Origin of the sequence: Prevotella sp. DNF00663 (assembly GCF_001553265.1) — a bacterium.
In the GTDB taxonomy this organism is placed as follows: Bacteria; Bacteroidota; Bacteroidia; order Bacteroidales; family Bacteroidaceae; genus Prevotella.
On record NZ_KQ960588.1, the window covers coordinates 68,689 to 88,652 of the forward strand.

Here is a 19,964-nt window from a genome sequence, read left to right on the forward strand (position 1 = left end):
CATCAGAACCATACATTAAGCTCGCCGGGCCCTTTCAATATCTCTACAGAAGATACGGTTTGCCCATCTATTTCGATACCATGTTCATCTCCCCATTGCTGTCCTTCCTGTCTTACTCCATCGTTAACTACAACTACACGATTGAAACCAAGTCCCCGAACCACAGGCTTAGATATTCCATTTCCAGTTGTAATCTCTGCAATACCGGACTGATGTGCCAAGGCATTGATGATATTACTAGACTGAGTCATCTGCAATTCACGCTGACTAACAAGCGTTACAGGAGTCGGCATCTCCTTCAATAATGCCTTACCAGTAATACCTGTCACAACAACTTCGTTGATCATAGCATTCGTTTCTTCCATCAAGAAATTTCTAACGTGGGTAGTTGTAAGGTCTATATTTTCCACTATAACTCGATGTCCAATGTAAGTAACTTGTACTGTTAACTTACGTTGTGGCAGATTGTCAAATAAATAATATCCTTTTTCATTTGTGGTTGCTCCTATATTTAATTCCGGAAAGGTAACAACAACACCTGTCAACGGACTACCATCAATGGCATCCGACACTTGTCCTGAGAGGGTGGCTTTCCCTACTACAGGGGCAGCTACTGTCATCATGCAGATATAGGATAACAATAACACTAATAAATTCTTCTTCATAATGCATGTATACTTTTGTTTATAAAAACTATCATTTCAATAGATTACAAACCTAGGAGGAGCACACCTTGAAAAGAAAATTGTATAACCGGCAACTCTATTACTACATCTATCAATGCATTTTCCCAAATACTTATTGGTGGAAAATGCACTAAATAGGATAATCACTGGTATAAATAAGAAACTATGAAATTGACAAAGTGCGCAAAAATCTAGATTTCTTGATTTCTTGCTTGAGAATCTAAATGACTTGCATGCTTGATATGATATAAACAAGCTGCACACTCCTTTTCTGTTGCAGGTAGAGAAGAATGCACATGAACAGAAGACATGACTAATATCGGTGCAAAAGCCACCAATAATAGCCACGCCTCTAGTATTCTTCTTCGTGCCCTAATCCTGATAGTGCACAAAGGTAGAGAATTATTGCTATCTTACAAAGTAATTCTATACAAAACCATTTCTCTATCCTCTAATCATGGTCAATAACATCTTAAATGGCTTAGCGGCATGAACAGCGTGTCGCGCCCCACAAGGAATAATAAAAGAGTCACCTTTTTTTATAATATGTAAACTATCTTCGACAGTCAATTCCATTTCCCCTTCAATTACTTGAATAAACGCATCATAGGGTGCAATATGTTCAGAAAGTCCTTGTCCTTCATCAAATGAGAACAATGTAATACTCCCCATATCATTATGAATCAGCTCTTTCGACACCACACCACCTTCCGTATATGCTATAAGGTCACCTACAATGAAAACTTTTCCTTTTTCTACCTTTGCCATAACTCTATCATTTATTGGTTTCTATACATCTAATCCAACAAATTAAATGCCATGAAGTAAAAAAGGAGAATGTAGTAACAAATGTTACCAACCTACACAAATAGGCATAAAAAAAGCTGCTTATAAAGCAGCTTTCGTAGTCGGTACGAGAATCGAACTCGTATGCCAAGATTGAGAATCTTGTATCCTAACCGTTAGATGAACCGACCGGTTTGCATTAAGAACGGCACTTGCGGAAGGAGGGGGATTCGAACCCCCGGTACGGAACCCGTACGTCAGTTTAGCAAACTGGTGGTTTCAGCCACTCACCCATCCTTCCAAAGATTGGTTTTAAACCGAACTTACCAAGCATTGTTCTTAAATGCGGTGCAAAGGTAATGCAAATATTCAATATCACCAAAATTATTCTATAGTTTTTTATTGACTATTTCATTCTTTCCACTTTCTTACCATATAAGTATATAGAGGCATCAATAAAATGAGCCCGGTAATCACCGAGCTCATTATTATATATGTATTTGCCTACGACAATATTAGTCAAGCCACTTCACATAGCAGAAGTCTTGACGATGTGGCAGCTTCTCATTTTTAGGATACATACGAACACAAGTACGGAATGCACCAGCGTCGCTAGGTTCAATAGTAGCTTCGAAAGTATAAAGATTACCTTCATGCCCTACCATCTTAAATTCGCGAACACTATAAATCTCATGTTCATCGTCACTTTGGCTATTCTTTAGAATAACGAGTTCCAATCCTACAGCATCATTTAGACCTTGTTCATCGATAACATATTTAATAGTCGTCTCAACGCCAGTCTCTCCTCCATTCTCTATAAACTGTGTGTCTTTAGATACAACATGAATTGAATCCCAGCGTTCTGCCACAGTTTCCTTCCATGCTGCAATTTCCTTAGCTAGTTGATATCCATTTGCCAGCAATTTCTTAGAGCGTTCTGCTTCCTTCTGATAGAACTTCTCATAGTAATCATCTAGCTGTCGCTTCATAGTATAATGAGGTGCAATGGTCGCAATGGAGTTCTTCACCACCTTCAACCAAGCTTCGCTATACCCCTTCTTATTCTTATTATAATAAAGAGGTATAATCTCATTCTCCAACAAGCTATAGATAGTTGCTGCATCCAACTGGTCCTGATAGCCTTGATTATCATAGGTACGTTTCTGTGGCAGAGCCCAACCAGCACCCTCACGATAACCTTCTACCCACCAGCCATCAAGCACAGAGAGGTTTACAACACCGTTCATCTCTGCCTTTTCACCAGATGTACCAGAAGCTTCAAGAGGGCGTGTCGGCGTATTCATCCAAATATCAACACCCGAAACAAGTCGACGAGCCAACTGCATATCATAATCTTCTAGGAAGATAATCTTACCGAGGAATTCCGGACGTTGGCTAATTTCAAAGATTTTCTTTATCAATCCTTGTCCAGCACCGTCTGCAGGGTGAGCCTTACCAGAGAAGAAGAACAGTACAGGATGCTCTGGATCATTTACAATTTTAGCCAATCTATCAAGGTCGGTGAACAACAAGTGAGCACGTTTATAAGTTGCGAAGCGACGACAGAAACCTATCATCAACGCATTAGGGTTAATGCGCTCCAATAATGACACCACTCTTGAAGGATCGCCTTGGTTCTTCAGCCAAGACTCTGTGAACTTTTCACGTATATAATCTACCAACTTTTTCTTCAAAGTCATACGTGTGTTCCATATCTCATCATTAGGAACATCGTTGATAGCATGCCAAATATTCTCATTACTCTGGTCGCTCATAAATGAGGCATCAAAGTATTTGTCGTATACCTTACGCCATTCTGTCGCTGTCCAAGTTGGAAGATGGACACCATTGGTTACATATCCGACATGATTCTCTTCTGGGAAATAACCATTCCAGATAGGAGCAAACATCTTTTGACTTACCCATCCATGCAACTTACTTACGCCATTAACCTCTTGGCAAGTGTTACATGCAAAGATAGACATGCAGAAACGCTCTTCATGGTTATCCGGATTCTCACGTCCCATACCAATAAACTCATCCCATGAAATACCTAGACGAGATGGATATCCACCCATATATTTTCCAAATAAAGCCTCGTCAAAATAGTCATGCCCTGCAGGTACCGGTGTATGAACGGTATAAAGTGAAGAAGCACGAACCAACTCCATTGCTTGATTGAAGCTAAGTCCCTCGTCTACATAATCACACAAGCGCTGCAAATTACACAAAGCAGCATGACCTTCATTGCAATGATATACATCTTTCTTGATGCCAAGCTTCTTCAAAGCCAGCATACCACCAATACCCAAGAGAATTTCTTGCTTCAAACGGTTTTCCCAGTCACCACCATAGAGAGCATGTGTAATAGGCTTATCAAATTCAGAGTTCATCTCATTATCTGTATCCAAGAGATACAATTTGATACGTCCCACATTCATGCACCAAAGACTTGCATGGACTTGATAGTTCAAATAAGGTACATCAACAACCATCGGATTCCCATCCTCATTATAGACACGCTCGATTGGAAGCGAATTAAAGTTCTGCGCTTCATACTTGGCAATCTGCTGACCGTCCATACTTAACGACTGAGTGAAGTAGCCATAACGATACAAGAAGCCCACGGCACACATATCGACATTACTATCCGAAGCTTCCTTCAGATAGTCACCAGCCAACATACCAAGACCGCCTGAATAAATTTTAACTACCTGATTGATGCCATACTCCATACTGAAGTACGCTACCGATGGGCGCTCTGCATTAGGTTTCACATCCATGTAAGCACGGAACTTTGCATAAATGTCTTTCACCTTCTTCATCGTAGCCTTGTCTTTCACAATCTGTTCCTTACGGTCGTAACTCAAACGTTCCAACAATAACACTGGATTATGACCCACTTCTTCATAAAGTTTTGCATCAAGACTCTTAAAGAGATCGCGTGCCTCATAATTCCAAGCCCACCACATATTCTGAGCAAGCTCATTTAGACACTGTAGCTGTTCTGGAAGCCTTGATTTAATAGTCAGCTCTTTCCACTGCGGAGCATTCGTATAATCAGCTTTAATTTTCATAAAATATTTTATTATAATAATTTTATACTATCTTTTATCTATTCTTTCGAGATGCCGCTTTTGACAAAGCTATATCATAAGCTACCTTATAATAAGCAATAAACTTATCCCAAAGCGCTCTCTTCGACAGGTTACTTGCATGCATACGAGCCTTTCTCACGGTCGCATCATCAAAAGAGGCATAAGTAACTATCGCATTCTTAATATCATCAGCCACCTCCGAATAATTATAATCGGTTCGGTGAATCACCTCTACTCCATCAATTAACTTACATGGTTTACCTTTTTCTGCATTTGCCCACAGGCCAAACCCAGCTAAATCTGTCGTGATACAAGGCACCTTAAAGGCTATCGACTCTAATGGCGTATATCCCCAAGGTTCATAATATGATGGGAATACCGAAAGATCATTACCAGACACTACATCATAATAAGGCATATTGACAATACCATCATCGCCATTCAGATAACAAGGTATAAAAATCAACTTCACCTTATCTTCTACCCTATTTTGTATATCAAGATATCTAGCCATTCCCAAGACACAATCTTCTTGAGAATTATGTAACCAGTGAGTCAGCATCGGTTCCGGTAACGGAGTATCGTATTTCTTGCCAGAGTCCAATCGTTCTTTCAGATCTTGACGTACATCTCCTACCCAGCCGGGCACCTCTATAAACGCTATGACATTCTTCTGAAGATTCGTATCAAATCGCAACCTATTCATAGCTTCGATGAAAACATCTATGCCTTTGTTTCTAAATTCATAGCGCCCACTCGTAGCTACAAGTAAAGTATCATCTCCCAAATCTGTTCCCAACAAAGCATTGGCAATTCTCAACATTTTGGTTCGAACCTCTTTACGCTTCTTCGTAAAGGCAGCACCCTTAGGAACAAAATTGTCTTCAAATCCATTAGGCAACACACAATCTACTGGTCTGTCCAGCAGTTCTCGACATTCGGCAGCAGTAATGTCACTCACAGTCGTAAAACAGTCTACATTCATGGCTGCTTGTTTCTCTACCGAATGTTTACTTTGCATATTCAATTCCGCAGCCATCTGATCACCCTGATATGCTGATAGATATTCATATAGAGGTTTGTTATTACCGGCTATACTGCGACCGATACTTGTTGCGTGGGTCGTGAAAATGGTACCAACCTGTGGCAGATGCTTCTGAACATATAAAAGGCCTAAACAAGTCATCCACTCGTTACCGTGATAAATCACTTGCGACTGCTCATTTAAATAGAAATGGTAGAAACTTTCCACTACTTTAGCAGCAGCATACGAGAACATTGATGCCTCATCGTAATCGCCATAAGCATGGAGACTATCCACTTGGAAATCTTCCCACATTTGACTATATATATAATTCTTCTGCTGATAATATGGGGTAAAATCCACCAAGACGGCAACCGGACGACCGGGAATCATCCAGCGTCCAATACGAACGTGAAGCCCTTCTTGCCTAGCCTGTACAAGCCAATCGGCATAAATGGCATCATCTTCTTCAAAAAAAGGACTTTCTGTATCCTTCCAACAATCCGGGCCGATAAATATGAGTTGATCACCTAGCAGCGCTTGCAATGTTTTGGCACGCGTAGAAAGTACTGCGTATATACCACCAATTTTGTTACACACTTCCCAACTAGATTCAAATATATAATCGGGAAATCTTTTTTCTTTACTCATGATAAGTCTAATATCGCTTCAAATTTAATATAAATTATCTAATTTGACAACTTTAAATCCTAATATTTGATTAAACAGGCTCTTTTCTTGATGTAAACAATTATCTTTGCAATAATCAATTAGTTACACACGATGAAAAGAATATTTTCTATTTGGCTTTGTCTCACTTTTTCGCTCATCGTTTTTGCTCAAAGAGACAAGAACTTTCAAGGATATTTATACAATCAAGAATATCAAGTATATATATACATGAACTTCTATGATAACAATGTTTTGGTTAAAGATCAAGAGGTTTTCGGAGAACTCCCCGGTTATCTCGGAGCGATAAGAGACACTAGAAAATGGCTAATTATCAGCGCAGATTTAGTTTCTCCAAACACTGCAAATCTAGAAATATCAAATGATTATGGAAGCGAAGATCTTACTGCAACGTTGTCAAAAAGTAAGGATGGCAACTATATATTAACCCAGAAAAGTGGCAGTAACATCAAGATTGTAGTCAATCGGAAATGGGTCAAGCTCCCGAAATCACTCACTTTCGTCCTCCAAGAGTCCCCGCTCACCCGGTAGTATTTCTCTCATTTGCGTGCAACTAATCAAGGAAAATGAAGAATTATCGTATAATGCGAAAACTATCTGATAATGAGTGAAAAATGGAGTTAAACAGGTCGTATCTTGTCCGTGATGATGAGGGAAGTCTTTGGCTGAAGTTCAACAGGCAGAAGACAGGCGTACTTTGTCGTATCAAGTTGTAGCCCGAAGCCATCAGGATAATAGAGAAGTACAAGAGCGATGAAAGGGAAAGCCTATTGCCACAGATGAAATATGCCACCTATCAATCGTATCTTAAAGCATTGCGCCTAAGAGCAGGCATAGCCTTTCCCTTTACCACGCATACGGCAAGGCATACCTTTGCCACGCTCATTACCCTTGAACAAGGAGTACCGATAGAAACGGTAAGCAAGATGTTGGGGCATAGTAACGTGAGTATGACCGAGCGGTACGCAAAGGTTACGCCACAGAAGCTGTTTGTGGAGTTTGAGCGTTTCCTTTCTTTCACAGAGGATATGCAGATGAGCATTTAGCAATAGTAGCATTAAAACTAAAATCATGATGAGAAGTACATTCAAAACACTGCTTTATATCAACAGACAAAAGACTAAGGGAGGGTACATGTCTGTAGAAATATCAACAAGAGCATATTTACCTTTTGCTGACGCTCGACAAATCGGTTATAGGATAGTGTATGGGGATATTCGGAACGATGATGTTCACAAATCTCATGAAGATAGAACGTTTTGAGATCTATGTAATGAGACTGATGATACATGATGAGGATAGTCATTATTTCACTATCGCTCATTACACACGGACGGTTTCGGCGATGCTTACTAGACTCGTCTAACAGACGTTTTTGAGTTGAGGAGCAAAAAGCTTGCAGAATTCATCAAGAATACAGAATATTTCTATTAAATTTGTACTATTCATAGGAGTGGATATTTTTCGTTAATACTTTGATTATCAACTATAAAGATACGAAAAACATTCCACTCCTACAACTTTTTTGAAGAATTTCTTATACCGAACTCAGGTTATTTTATGAAGTTTAGTAAGAGAAGGCAGGCATTTATAATGCTCATGCCTTCTTATTTCGTAGGTACAACTACTTTCTTGACCTCAAAGTCAACCGATGAGTCGTTTGTATCGGAAAATCTTTTTCCATTAAAACGTCGAGTAATCATCTTGCCTGCACCAACGTCTATCTTATCATCAGCATTTTTGTAAACGCCATTCCAACCTTTGTCCAGAGTACCCGATATCGGGAATTCTTTATCAGTAGAAGCTCCGTTAAACCTTACATTTACGGCGTCAATAACCCATTGGTTCGGTAAGAACATAAGTATTTGTGAATGGTAGTGTTGTCCACTCTCGCTCCACGTAACATAGCGTCCATATTTTGCCATCGGCTCTTCGATTCCTTTTAGCAATGCTTCATTTACTTTTTCATCGGTCATATTCTCTTTTATCTTCTCAATAGGTTCTGCCAAACGTATCAGCGCAATGGTGAAGTTACGCTCAAATCCGAAAGAACTCCCCGCATCGTCGTCTTCATCCCATACTCCGACTTTCGATTTGTTCTTTTTCATTCGTTTTTCTTGCTCATTGTAGTCTTCCATACAATAGAGGAACGTCATGTGTGGAACGTTTTCGTTACCATCCTGTCCCCATTCAAAGTCGGCTTTGGAAAGGTCGATCAGTTTTTCGATACCTTTGTATTGGGTTGGATCTGCTTGATACCCCTTCAAATACTTCTTGAATCCTTCCGCATGATTGATGGCTCTCATGGCAATAACAATAGTTTTGCCTGCTTTTACGGTGTATGGCATGCCACTTTTATCTTTTGGGAAACCAATCATATTGGAAACGCCAAATGCTTTCTGTCTATAATCGCTATTAGGCTTGTCAAAAATGACTTTGTCTACGGCGTTGTACTGACATAGTGCCAAAGCCATATTCTCAAGACTTATGTCATGGTCGGTAGGGTTGTAGACGGAAATAAACTTGTCTTCCGTTTCTTCATCTTTATAGCCGTTAGGGTTCACCACGAAGTCTCCAGCATAGTAAATGTCTTTTATAATCAGGTCTGCGCTTTCTGTCTCAGCGGTATTTTTCTTTTCTTCTGGTTGTCCGTCACGTGTACAGTTTGCGAAAAGCGCAATTGTTGCCAATGCGCATAGAATCATCTTCTTCATTTGTTTGTCTTCTTTATATTAATGATTGTTATTTATAATTATTGTATGAATTAGAGGAACCAGTTGCCAAAAGCGCCAAAGCCATGTGTCTTAACATTTTGGCTCGCTTCGTATGCTTGTTTTCCTGTCAATCCAATCTCTCTGCCTAAGTAGAAATAATATGGTTCTGTTGGTGATACGTTTGTCGGATCGGAATCGAACCTATTGCAATACACCTTGATTGGTATATTAAAGCGTATAAGCTCTTTCCATTCAGGAACCTCAAGGGTCGTATTCTTCGATTGCCAAAAAGGATTATAGAATGGTGCGCAGGCTTTTTCGCTCTTCATCCAATCCCAATATCCAGCATAGTCCAGCTCCTTGTCTTTGGCAATGGTAGCCTTAGGAATATATGCTTTCTTTCCCTTTTGACATTTCATAACTCTTACGGAAAGATAGAAGTAGGGCAATATGTATGAAGGACGGCTGTATGGTACAGGGTCACCAGAAAAACCTCTTACCATGAATGGCCATGTATCATTATTTACTCCAGCCCCGTATCGTCCGTCTATTTCATTACGCTTATTTGATGTTGGTTCGTTTGCTTCATAATAGAAGTTGATATGCCCCTTCAGACCAACACAGTCCTTATCGTATGTGGCACAGGTATTAGCATCTGTAGCATCGAGTGGAGGTAACAGACGAATGTTGTAAAACTCGCGCATACCGTCAGCCATGGCATTCTGATGCCATGTGTCACGATAGGCATATTCAAACAAATTCTTGGTTGCATTTTGTCTACGCATGAAGATATCGTGACCTAAACTTTCTTTCTTATCTACTCTTTCGAAATAAGGTGATACGACAGGATGCTCATCTACTTTGCCATCTTTCCCATTTTTGTCAGCTTCCCATGTACCTCTACAATCCATTACCTTATAGGGGTTGCCCTTATCGTCCACGTCACTGATGGTAAAGAATATTTGATACTCATCAGAGTGCTTGTATATCTCATCGTTAAGCAACTTCCCGTCTTTATCCAAGAAGTACAAGCATATACCCCAAAGGTTTTTATCTCCACCTATAAGGCGAATGTAAGGCTGCTGGGGAGTAGGCGTGCCTAACTTCTTTTCAAAAACAGTTTGAATACTCTTTTCCCATTCCACCTTTACAGTAGGAAACTTTTGTGAGTTGTTTTCTACTATGACAAATTCTTCTTGTCTCCATGGCGCTGCTGGGTAAACATAATTGCCATGAAATTTTTCATCTCCGTGTGAGTGTCCCTCTTTGAACATGACTAAGCAGCGAGCCCAGTTGTTGAATGCGCCATCTTGGTCGGGATTATTCATGGCATCACCAAAGGGAGCTTTTTTCTTCAAGCTGTCAACCATGGCATCCGCACCGCTGTGTGGTACTTCTTTGTGTTCAAGTGGGTTTTCGTTGTAATTGATGTTCATGTTACCAAAGATGAAATCATCACATGATGTACATAGCATCAATATAAGAATGAAACAAAAACTATATTTTTTCATTTTATTATTTTATGTAAATATCTTGATTAGATAGTCCAGTATAATTGGCATTTTGCTAAATACTCTTACTCCTTTTAGCCGTGTATGTAAATTTTCCTTAGTTAGGAGAACGTGTCAGCCATGTGAGGAATGATGATGCGCAAATGCCTTCCTTTTAGCTGAAGTCTACATAACGAATATATTCTTACGATTCCTTGACAGCAAATATTGAGGATTGAAGAAATAATTCTTGATTTCATTCGTATCCATGTGAGGATAGAACTTTTTGAAATCTTCCACGAACTTCTCGTCTCCATCTTTCATGTCTGCAATGACACGGAATGTTAAAGGAATGTCAATGTCGTGATTGCTCCATTCTGATTTTATTTCATTAAAATTATAAAGTCCTCTACCTTCTCCATTTCCTAATGTTGGAATTTCAGAACAAGTCTTTGAGTCAGCATCTTTTTGGTTATCATTTCCATATTTGGGCCAAATCGCATTCTTTGATTTATCCATTTGTGATACGATGTTGCATAGGCTTATTTGCATAGCAAATTCGGTGTTGGCTTGGCTAAACTGTAGAACTCCCTTGAATCCCATTCTGTCCAAATTGTTTGGACCTGTACCTATTTTCCTACATTGGTGCAGCAATTCCACGAAATCGCCTTGTCTTTGTCTCAGTGCGTTTGTACCATCTGTTACAACGCCACCGTCACCGCTACCTTCTTGATATTCATATCCCAATTGTTTCTCAAATGGGTCGGTATCTCGGTATCGGTATGTAAACAACTTGTTAGCAAGTTCTGCCGCATGTGGCATGGTGAGTGTTTGAAAGAATTTAAAGCCACCTTCTGTCCATGTAGCTTGATTTGTTTTTAGCGTAGGGAATATATTTATCGCTTTGTCTATCAGCGTGCTGTCAAACGGCATGAGTTCTGATTTGTTCCCACTTTCAGGTGCAAGCAGTGCGCTGGTCGTGGTAATGTCGCAAGGCTTTAGCCTGTCGCCCTCCATCTCAAAGGTAAGCTCTGGATAGTATGTTGGTTTCTTGTCCAGCGTGTGTGGATAAAAACCTTGCTTACTGTTCTTGGATATGGTTTTACCATCTACAGTGTAGCTGTGTTCCAATACTTCGTTGCCAATGGTAAAGAAGTGTTGGTGTTGTACCAATGTAGAATTGTCGAGGTCTGGGTCTCCGTTTTTCTTGTAATAGAACTGTATGAACTCACCGTTTATTTGTTGGTGGTTGGCTCCATAATATGTAAGCTCAAGTCCGTAATAAACTCTATCTGACGCAACTACATCAAAATGGTCGCGCTGGCTGGTAATTTGCATTTGTCCATTGTCGCCCTTACTTATCTCAATTTGTTGCATGAGCGGATAGTCTGTCGGTTTATCCGTGTTCACGCTTATCATGTTGTACGAGTCTTGCTCGTATGTGTTGTCTATACTGTTGTCGGAACCAAAGTTTCCAACTTTTATGTTATCACCTTTGAACCCCATTCTAAGTACGGCACTTACTGCATATATCTGTGAGTGTCCCTTGCCATTGTACTCGATAGAAGCAGGAGGAGCTTTTACTACTTTTTTCAAGAAATCATCAACATCATTGGCAGAACATGCGGCAAGCATGCAGCAGCATCCTACAGCTAAAATAGTTGAACGCATTATTGTTTTATATTGTAACTTCATTTTCTTAAAATTTAATGATTGTGCGCAAAGAGTAGTTCACGCCACGCTCGTGCGCATAATATCTAAATCGGTCTGTATATTCCTTATATAATGTATTGAGAATGTTATCGCCTACCAACATTACCTTTATTTCCCTGTTGCTGGGCAGCTTGAAGGCAACATCTGCTGTGAGGCCAAGCAGGAAGTAGGGGTCGGGCGATACTGCCACTAAATCCGTGTTGGGGTCGAAACGTTCTTGTTTTGTAACATAGTTGCCAGAGAGAGAGAACGATGCCTTTATCTTTTTCTCTGCACCGAATACATGTTCGTAGTTGGCTGACAGCCCATACTTGTCTGATGGCATGAAAGGCAACCAGTTGTCTCGTGTTATGTTGCGTGCAAATATCCATTCGCCCTTTGCTACGATACTGAGTCCTTTAATGGGATTTACTGTAGCTTCTATATCGCCACCATACAGTTTCACATCGTCCTGATCATACATAAACTTGGCATACTTTCCGCTTGGGCTGTTATGAAAACGATTAGCACCATAGCCGATATGGTCGTATATATAACTGTTGATGTGCTGGTAGAACATGCTTGGCTCTACAGATACCCATGTGTTGCGATACCTTGCGCCTAAGATAGACTTCCAACCACGCTCACTCTTTAGGTTTCTATTGCCCACTACCCAGTAAGACCCTTCTTGAAGTCCGACGGCGTAAAGCTCGTTGATGTCTGGTGGACGCCACGACCAACCGATGTTTGCACGCATGTCCCAGTTGTCGTTAAACTGATAGTGAGTAGCAAAGCTCGAGGTGAAGTTGCTGTAAACCTTGAAGTCATCGTAATAGTCGTACTTGTTCAGCGTGGTGTAACCGCTCACGCTCATTACTCTAAAGTCGTAACGCAAGCCCAATTCGCATTGCAATTTTTCAAAGAAAGTAGCCTTTTGCAACAGGAAACCACCCATGGTGAGAGCGGCAAAGTTTGGTACAAAGGCAGGATTCTTGGTGCCTGGGAAGTTGTAGTTTATTTGGTATGTGTTTGATACACCTGCAAAGGTGGACATTTTGTAAGGCTTCCATGAAGCACGATATGACAAGTCGCCCTTGTATGTTTTCAATATAAGGTCTTGCATCGGGATGACGCTCCATTCCTTTTTCATACGGTTCTCATACTCCTGTCGCAAATTTTCTTGGAACGACAAAGTCAAATCCAGCGATTGCTTTGGGTTGATACGATATTTCACCTCACCTTTCAGCGTGAAGTGTTGTGATTGCTGGAAGGGTATGCCAATTTCATAACTGAATGGTTGCAATGACGACTCTGTTGGACGACCAATGCGGAATCGTTCTTGTAGTTGTACCAAGTCGGATATTTGGCTGCCAAAATAGATACCAGAGCGTTGGTAGAACAAACTCGTAAGCACGGTTGCCGTGATGCGCTTGTTCTCAAAACCACCCATGGCAGACATGCTGATGTTATTGTAGCCCGTGTTGTTCATGATGTATTCGGGCGTATGGTAATCACCACCACGAGTATAGTTGCCGTGCAGGCGCATACCGAAATTCTTCCAACCTGCTTCAATGCTTCCCGAACCGCTTATTCCTCGGGCATTGGTATCATAGCCGATGTTGGTAACTCCTTTCACGATAGGCTTGTTATGCCCATAGGATAGGGGCGCATCGTTGAGCAATACCACACCACCCATGGCACCAAAACCGTAACGAATACATTCGGCACCCTTTACTACCTCTACCATGCTGGCACCTGTATAGTCAATTTCTGGCGCATGGTCGTTACCCCAACTCTGGCTCTCCAATTTCACTCCATTGTTCATCAATAGAATACGGCTGCTGTGCATACCTTGAATAACAGGTTTAGCCACCGTACTACCGGCACTGATAGAGCTCACGCCAGGAATGGTCTCTAACATTTTTGCCAACGAGGTGGCACCACCTTTTTCGAGTATACTTTGATCCAAAGTCTTGGCTTGCTGCATGATGTCGGTGTGTCTCTTTTTAGATGTCACCGTTACTCCACTTAACAGCTGAGCATCTTCCTTTAGTTTGATGTTCAGTGTGCGTGTTTGTGCTGACACATAGGAAGTGTAACTCTTGTAACCTACGAATGTGACAGTGATTTTCACCTTCTTGCCGCTGTTGCCTAACTTTATAGCGCAGGTACCCGACTCGTTGGTGACGTATGTCTTACCGTTGCTATCTTTTACAACGGCTCCTAATATGGGTTCGCCCGTTAGCGTATCTGTAATTTGAAGCGTCACGCTACCTTCCTCGGCTTTATCTGTGCTTGCGTTCGTGCCGTTGTGTGCCTTTGTGGCAGAGATGCTTAGAAACAGCATCGTCAGCATTAGCAAGCATCCCTTGAAAAGGGAGTCTCGAGCCGATAGAATCTTTTGCGTTCGTTGTTCTTTTTTCGACATTTTACTATCTTAATAATTGTTATTATACTAAAAAAACTTTCGAGTTGCAAAGGTATTTCAACTTCTCGATACAGAAAAAGAATGTACATACCCAAAAATAGGTATTTTCTTGTTGCTTCTTTTTACGGGCATAACTACTTTTAGTGAAAGCAGATGGTGTTGACGAGCTTGTTGGCTAAGTCGTGTTCCTCTTGTTTGGAATGTGGTCTGAGTGAATATTTCTTTGAAAACGCTTGTTATTCGGTAACAAAGTATTATCTTTGCAAACAGAATAACAAGCGTTCTTTGTTAGGCAGAAAACAGCGACACCAAGTAGTTCGCTCGTTTCCAAATTGTTACCTATTCAGTTTAACAAACAAGCTAACTTCTTTATTTCCAATTAGTTGTATTTTAGAAATCATCTTAGATTGCAAACATCCATATTTCGCAATGCAATAAAGGTTCATAAGATTTCCAACAAAACAAGTATTCAATTACTGCAATGGCTATACAGCAATCTTGCATAGTCCGTTCAATATTACAGCAAAGCCTTTTCAGCAACACTGAAAAGGCTTTGCAATGATGTACATATTATTTATGAAGAAGGCCTACTTGCGCTTCTTTAATTTCAATTCAGGGATTTTTACCTTATCTCCCGGTTTAACTTCCTTCACTCCATTAAGTACTTCTACGTAGCACTCCATATCCGGGCCTAGATAAGTACGACTAATCGACTTTAGATTTTGTCCATTCTTGACGGTTACAACCTCTTTAATCCCAACAATTTGATAGGCACCTGTGCGCACTCTAGCATCTTTTTGAGCTAACGAAGCATATCCATTAGATGGAACCACAGGCTTTTCTGGGGCAACAACCTCTTTCACTTGTGGTTTTTCCTGAATAGGGGGAACGACTTTAATGGGTTCCACCATCTTTGAAGATGGCTGATGTTTTATTTCCATTGCAGTCTTCTTTTCTGCCCGAAGTTCTGTTACCAACTGCTTAATGAGAGCATCGCGTCGATTTAATTCACGCATCAAGAAATAACCACCAAAACAACATAGTAAGAAGAATAATCCACTCAATGCCGACAAGAGAATAATAGGGAGTTTAGAATTTCGCTGCTCAGAACGTTCTTCCTGTTCCTCTTCTATTTTCGTTTGCTCTACAAGTCTTTCACCGGAATCCTCTAACACTTTTTCTATCTCAGGTAGAGGTTCTTCTTGAGGCGCACTTCTCTCAGTTTCCTCTACAGGATTCGGGGATTCAACAACAGATTGTATAATAGGTTCTTCTACAACAGTCTGAGATTGTTCTTTTTGTAACACGACTGGTTCCGAAACTTTCTCTGGCTCGTCTTTAACTTCCTCCGACTCTACATAAGATAACATATCTGCATCTACTCCATCGTTTACTACGACAGTTTCAAACTGAGCGAATGGTCTATTGACCAATTCCTTGACACCAGACTCTGGCGAGAAAGAAAGTTTATCCCGTCCTTCTATGAGAATGCGCTCACCGGTATTAACATCCACACTCTCACGAGCACTCACATAAACAGTCTTAAAAGTACCAAGTCCTTTAACCTTGACTTGCTTATCATGACGTATACCATCGCCCAAAACCGCAAACATTTGCTCTACAAATGCCTGTGCCGCCTCTTTATCAAGGTTGAACTTCTGCTCCAAAGAACTATATAGTTCTGAAAGAAATACATTACTATTCATTGTCATTCCCTCCTTCTTTTAGTATTTCTTTGATCTGCGCATTAGGCTTAAAGTTTAAAACCAACTTTGGAGGAACAAGCATTTTTTGCCCGGTAGAAGGATTAATAACGACTCTTTCTAGCCGTTTCTTTACCTCAAACGTACCAAATCCTGCTACAGAGACCGCCTCTTCTTCAATAAGAACATCTAACATCTTATCAACAACAGCTTTAACCATCTTTTGCGTATCGGCCTGTGTATAGCCGGTCTTTTGTGCTAATTCTGCAATGTATTCCTTATTATTCATCTACTTCTCCGTAAAGATCAAACTCATCACTATCTACAATTCGAACATAATAGAAATTTCCTACTCGCAACTTTCGGTTGGCAACAGGGATTAACACTTCCGGGTCTACCTCAGGAGAACTAAACTCCGACCGGCCAATATAATATTCGCCTTCCTTTCGGTCAATGATAACACGAAGCGTCTTGCCTACTTGTTGAGCGGTTAAGTCGGTACTGATTTCTTCTTGTAACTTCATCAAGCGATCCAAACGTTCCTGCTTTACATCTGTAGGAACATCATCGGCATAATGTTTGGCACCATAAGTGCCTTCCTCTTCTGAATACATGAATGCACCTAGACGTTCAAAACGCGCTTGTTTTACAAACTCTAATAGTTCTTCGAAATCTTCTTCCGTCTCACCGGGAAATCCCACCAATAAGGTTGTTCGCAGACATATACCGGGAACTTTCTCTCTGATTTGCCTTACCAAGTTTATTGTTTCTTCTTTCGAGACATGGCGATGCATAGCATCAAGCACGTGATTAGAGATATGTTGTAAGGCTATATCAAGATAATTACAAACGTTATCGTGTTCACGAATGACATCCAATAGTTCTAAGGGGAACTGATTGGGATATGCATAGTGCAAGCGTATCCATTTCACCCCCGGTATCTCTGCTATTGCAGAAATAAGCTCCGCAATATGACGCTTGCCATCAACATCGACTCCATAATAGGTAAGTTCTTGGGCTATGATTTGGAATTCTTTTACACCGGAAGCAACAAGTTCTTTTACTTCTTGGATAATTTCTTCTTGCGGACGGCTTACATGCTTTCCTGTTATGAGTGGAATGGCACAGTAAGCACAATGCCTATCACATCCTTCTGATATTTTCACATACGCATAATGATGCGGTGTCGTGAGATGGCGATGACCATCGCAAGACGGTATATCGGCCTTACCCAAATCCTGAAGTAAAGTTTTATAGTTGAACTTCCCATAGAATTTGTCTACTTCAGGGAGTTCTTTCTCCAGTTCATCCTTATAGCGCTGACTCAAACAGCCCATCACAAAGAGTTTATTCAAGCGTCCTTCTTTCTTTGCTTCTATAAATCCTAAGATGGTATTGATGCTCTCCTCTTTGGCCGACTCGATAAAACCGCAAGTATTGATGACTGCTATTTCACCTTGTGGATGTTGACTATCGTGAACACAATGATAGCCATTGGCTTCAAATTGCTTCATCAGAAGCTCGCTATCAACGAGATTCTTAGAGCAACCCATTGTAACTATATCTATCTGATTCTTCTTCATTACACTTGGAGTATTAGAATTTACTGTTCTTCTCCAAACAGAGATTCAACAAATTCTGTACGATTAAAGAGCTGGAGGTCTTCAATCTTCTCTCCCAAACCGATATACTTAACAGGAACTTTCAACTGGTCTGAGATGCCAATAACGACTCCTCCCTTTGCCGTTCCATCTAACTTAGTGATGGCGAGGCTTGTAATCTGGGTAACAGAAGAGAATTGCTTGGCTTGTTCAAAGGCATTCTGCCCCGTACTACCGTCCAATACCAACAGCACTTCATCGGGTGCTTCGGGAAGAACCTTCTTCATCACGTCCTTGATTTTCTTCAACTCGTTCATAAGACCCACCTTATTATGCAGACGCCCGGCCGTATCTATCAATACCACATCGGCATTATTAGCCTTTGCACTCTGAAGGGTATCAAAGGCTACAGATGCGGGGTCGGCACCCATTTGCTGCTTAACGACAGGTACACCAACCCTATCTCCCCATATTTGGATTTGCTCTACGGCTGCAGCCCTGAACGTATCGGCAGCTCCGAGATACACCTTCTTACCGGCTTGTTTGAACTGATGAGCCAACTTGCCAATAGTCGTTGTCTTTCCTACTCCATTGACCCCAACAACCAATATGACATAAGGCTTGTGCGTAACCGGTAAATCCCAGTCATCCCCATCAGCTGTATTATTTTCAGCCAACAATGAAGCTATCTCACTCTTTAGGATACCATTCAACTCGGAAGTAGACACGTATTTATCACGTGCCACTCGCTCTTCGATACGTTCGATTATCTTCAAAGTAGTATCAACACCAACATCGGAAGTGATTAATACTTCTTCCAGATTATCTAAAACGTCGTCATCGACCTTAGATTTTCCTGCCACGGCACGCGTAAGCTTGGAGAAAACGCTCTGTTTGGTTTTCTCTAGACCCTGTTCCAGCGTATCTTTCTTTTTCTTATTGAATAGACCAAAGATTCCCATACTATATATTTTTCTGCAAAGATACGATTTTTGACTGAATAATTACTGACTAAAATCAAAAAAGGGAACACGCCTATACGGCATATTCCCTTATTGATATGATTGTTACGGAGATATTAGTTGTTTACTGAACCTCCTACAATATCAAGCAACTCATTGGTGATAGCTTGTTGACGGCTCTTATTATACTGTAGATTCAATGTCTTGAGCAATTCGTCTGCATTGTCCGTTGCCGTCTGCATAGCAACCATACGAGCTGCATGTTCACTAGCTTGACTATCCAACAATGCTGTATACATCATCAAATTCAGCTGCTTCGGAATCAAGACACCCAATACTGTTGCTAAATCCGGTTCTACAATATAATCATCATTCAACTTTGCAACATGCTCTTGGCTTTTCTTTTCAGACTCTTTCTTCTTACGTAGATACTCTTGAGCTTTAGCTGTAACCATGTTACTACTTAAATCTCTATCGTTTTCTGCGCCAATTGTCTCTGTAGACAAGTCTATTGGTAAAAAAACTTTATGCGTAAGAATCTGAGAACCGGCACTCTTAAAGTGATGATAAATCATATCTACCTTGTCTATTTCACCAGCTTGGTACAACCGGGCAAGCGTTGTAGCTATATTAGCACAGCCATTTGCTGAGGGTTTATCAGCAAGTTCTGTAAAATCACCGGCAACTTGAAGACCTAACTTTTGAGCCTTCTCAGCCACCTTACGCCCAATAGGATAAACTGTAATATCCGTAATTCCCTGAGCCTTATAATCGCTTACCACCTGCTGCATCATCTTGATGACATTAGCATTAAATCCACCACACAACGATGTATTGGAACTAAATACCACCAAAGCAACACGCTTCATATCAGCATGTACTCTGTCATATTCGCTTTGAGCATCGGGTAAGGAAACCAAAAAAGTCTTCAGAATGTGCTCTAACATCGTCTCGTAGGGCAGCATATTCTGAATAGCAACCTGCGCATGATGAAGTTTGCTAGACGCAACCATCTTCATAGCACTCGTAATCTTACGAGTGCTATTGACAGAAGCAATTCTGGTTTTTATCTCTTTTAATGAAGGCATAG

15 protein-coding genes, 2 tRNA genes and 1 pseudogene are annotated in these 19,964 nt (G+C 40.7%); 3 read left to right on the forward strand and 15 right to left on the reverse strand.

All coding sequences use genetic code 11. The features are described 5' to 3' along the window. Positions 1-2 precede the first annotated feature (2 nt). From HMPREF3034_RS13100 to HMPREF3034_RS00750, 6 genes are all read right to left on the reverse strand, one after another. The gene (locus HMPREF3034_RS13100) at positions 3-665 is read right to left on the reverse strand and encodes a carboxypeptidase-like regulatory domain-containing protein (protein ID WP_369796353.1); all 663 of its coding nucleotides are present in this window, start codon (positions 663-665) and stop codon (positions 3-5) included. A gap of 465 nt (positions 666-1,130) precedes the next feature. Continuing rightward, entirely contained in the window at positions 1,131-1,454 is a 324-nt protein-coding gene (locus HMPREF3034_RS00730) for a cupin domain-containing protein (RefSeq protein ID WP_036897580.1), read from the reverse strand. Between the two features lie 137 nt (positions 1,455-1,591). Continuing rightward, a tRNA-Glu gene (locus HMPREF3034_RS00735) sits at positions 1,592-1,663 on the reverse strand. A 24-nt stretch (positions 1,664-1,687) separates the two neighbouring features. After that, positions 1,688-1,773: transfer RNA gene (locus HMPREF3034_RS00740), tRNA-Ser, on the reverse strand. Between the two features lie 214 nt (positions 1,774-1,987). After that, a complete protein-coding gene (glgP, locus tag HMPREF3034_RS00745) occupies positions 1,988-4,549 on the reverse strand; it encodes an alpha-glucan family phosphorylase (protein ID WP_036897582.1) in 2,562 nt (853 codons plus the stop codon). Between the two features lie 34 nt (positions 4,550-4,583). Beyond that, positions 4,584-6,245, reverse strand: coding sequence for a glycosyltransferase (locus HMPREF3034_RS00750; protein ID WP_036897584.1), 1,662 nt, complete (start codon positions 6,243-6,245; stop codon positions 4,584-4,586). Positions 6,246-6,377: 132 nt separating this feature from the next. Between HMPREF3034_RS00750 and HMPREF3034_RS00755 the strand changes: the two genes are divergently transcribed. The 3 genes and pseudogenes from HMPREF3034_RS00755 (at position 6,378) to HMPREF3034_RS12465 (ending at position 7,650) form a co-directional block, all read left to right on the forward strand. Next, complete coding sequence (locus HMPREF3034_RS00755) at positions 6,378-6,815, forward strand: hypothetical protein (RefSeq protein ID WP_036897587.1); 438 nt, start codon at positions 6,378-6,380, stop codon at positions 6,813-6,815. Between the two features lie 83 nt (positions 6,816-6,898). Beyond that, a pseudogene (locus tag HMPREF3034_RS00760) lies at positions 6,899-7,330 on the forward strand (site-specific integrase); the annotation flags it as partial. A 179-nt stretch (positions 7,331-7,509) separates the two neighbouring features. Beyond that, complete coding sequence (locus HMPREF3034_RS12465; protein WP_231725575.1) at positions 7,510-7,650, forward strand: hypothetical protein; 141 nt, start codon at positions 7,510-7,512, stop codon at positions 7,648-7,650. Between the two features lie 241 nt (positions 7,651-7,891). Here the strand turns inward: HMPREF3034_RS12465 and HMPREF3034_RS00765 are convergent, their stop codons facing one another. The 9 genes from HMPREF3034_RS00765 to HMPREF3034_RS00805 all read right to left on the reverse strand — a co-directional run bounded on the left by HMPREF3034_RS00765 (position 7,892) and on the right by HMPREF3034_RS00805 (position 19,962). After that, a complete protein-coding gene (locus HMPREF3034_RS00765; protein ID WP_062432420.1) occupies positions 7,892-8,998 on the reverse strand; it encodes a DUF4876 domain-containing protein in 1,107 nt (368 codons plus the stop codon). A gap of 50 nt (positions 8,999-9,048) precedes the next feature. After that, on the reverse strand, positions 9,049-10,509 hold the full coding sequence (locus HMPREF3034_RS00770) for a hypothetical protein (RefSeq protein WP_062432423.1): 1,461 nt from the start codon (positions 10,507-10,509) through the stop codon (positions 9,049-9,051). Between the two features lie 165 nt (positions 10,510-10,674). Beyond that, positions 10,675-12,123: a hypothetical protein gene (locus HMPREF3034_RS00775; RefSeq protein ID WP_062432441.1), complete on the reverse strand. Its 1,449-nt coding sequence runs from the start codon at positions 12,121-12,123 to the stop codon at positions 10,675-10,677. Between the two features lie 64 nt (positions 12,124-12,187). After that, positions 12,188-14,608: a TonB-dependent receptor gene (locus HMPREF3034_RS00780; protein ID WP_062432426.1), complete on the reverse strand. Its 2,421-nt coding sequence runs from the start codon at positions 14,606-14,608 to the stop codon at positions 12,188-12,190. Between the two features lie 587 nt (positions 14,609-15,195). Continuing rightward, positions 15,196-16,320, reverse strand: a complete 1,125-nt coding sequence (locus HMPREF3034_RS00785; RefSeq protein ID WP_052052858.1) for an HU family DNA-binding protein — start codon at positions 16,318-16,320, stop codon at positions 15,196-15,198. Then, a complete protein-coding gene (locus HMPREF3034_RS00790; protein WP_036897598.1) occupies positions 16,307-16,600 on the reverse strand; it encodes an HU family DNA-binding protein in 294 nt (97 codons plus the stop codon). Before HMPREF3034_RS00790 ends, HMPREF3034_RS00785 begins: the two co-directional genes overlap by 14 nt. Next, on the reverse strand, positions 16,593-17,894 hold the full coding sequence (gene rimO, locus HMPREF3034_RS00795; RefSeq protein ID WP_062432429.1) for a 30S ribosomal protein S12 methylthiotransferase RimO: 1,302 nt from the start codon (positions 17,892-17,894) through the stop codon (positions 16,593-16,595). Before rimO ends, HMPREF3034_RS00790 begins: the two co-directional genes overlap by 8 nt. A gap of 20 nt (positions 17,895-17,914) precedes the next feature. Then, entirely contained in the window at positions 17,915-18,874 is a 960-nt protein-coding gene (ftsY, locus tag HMPREF3034_RS00800; RefSeq protein WP_036897603.1) for a signal recognition particle-docking protein FtsY, read from the reverse strand. A 116-nt stretch (positions 18,875-18,990) separates the two neighbouring features. Further along, positions 18,991-19,962 (reverse strand): F0F1 ATP synthase subunit gamma, encoded by a 972-nt coding sequence (locus tag HMPREF3034_RS00805; protein ID WP_036897607.1) that lies wholly within the window; start codon positions 19,960-19,962, stop codon positions 18,991-18,993. Positions 19,963-19,964 lie beyond the last annotated feature (2 nt).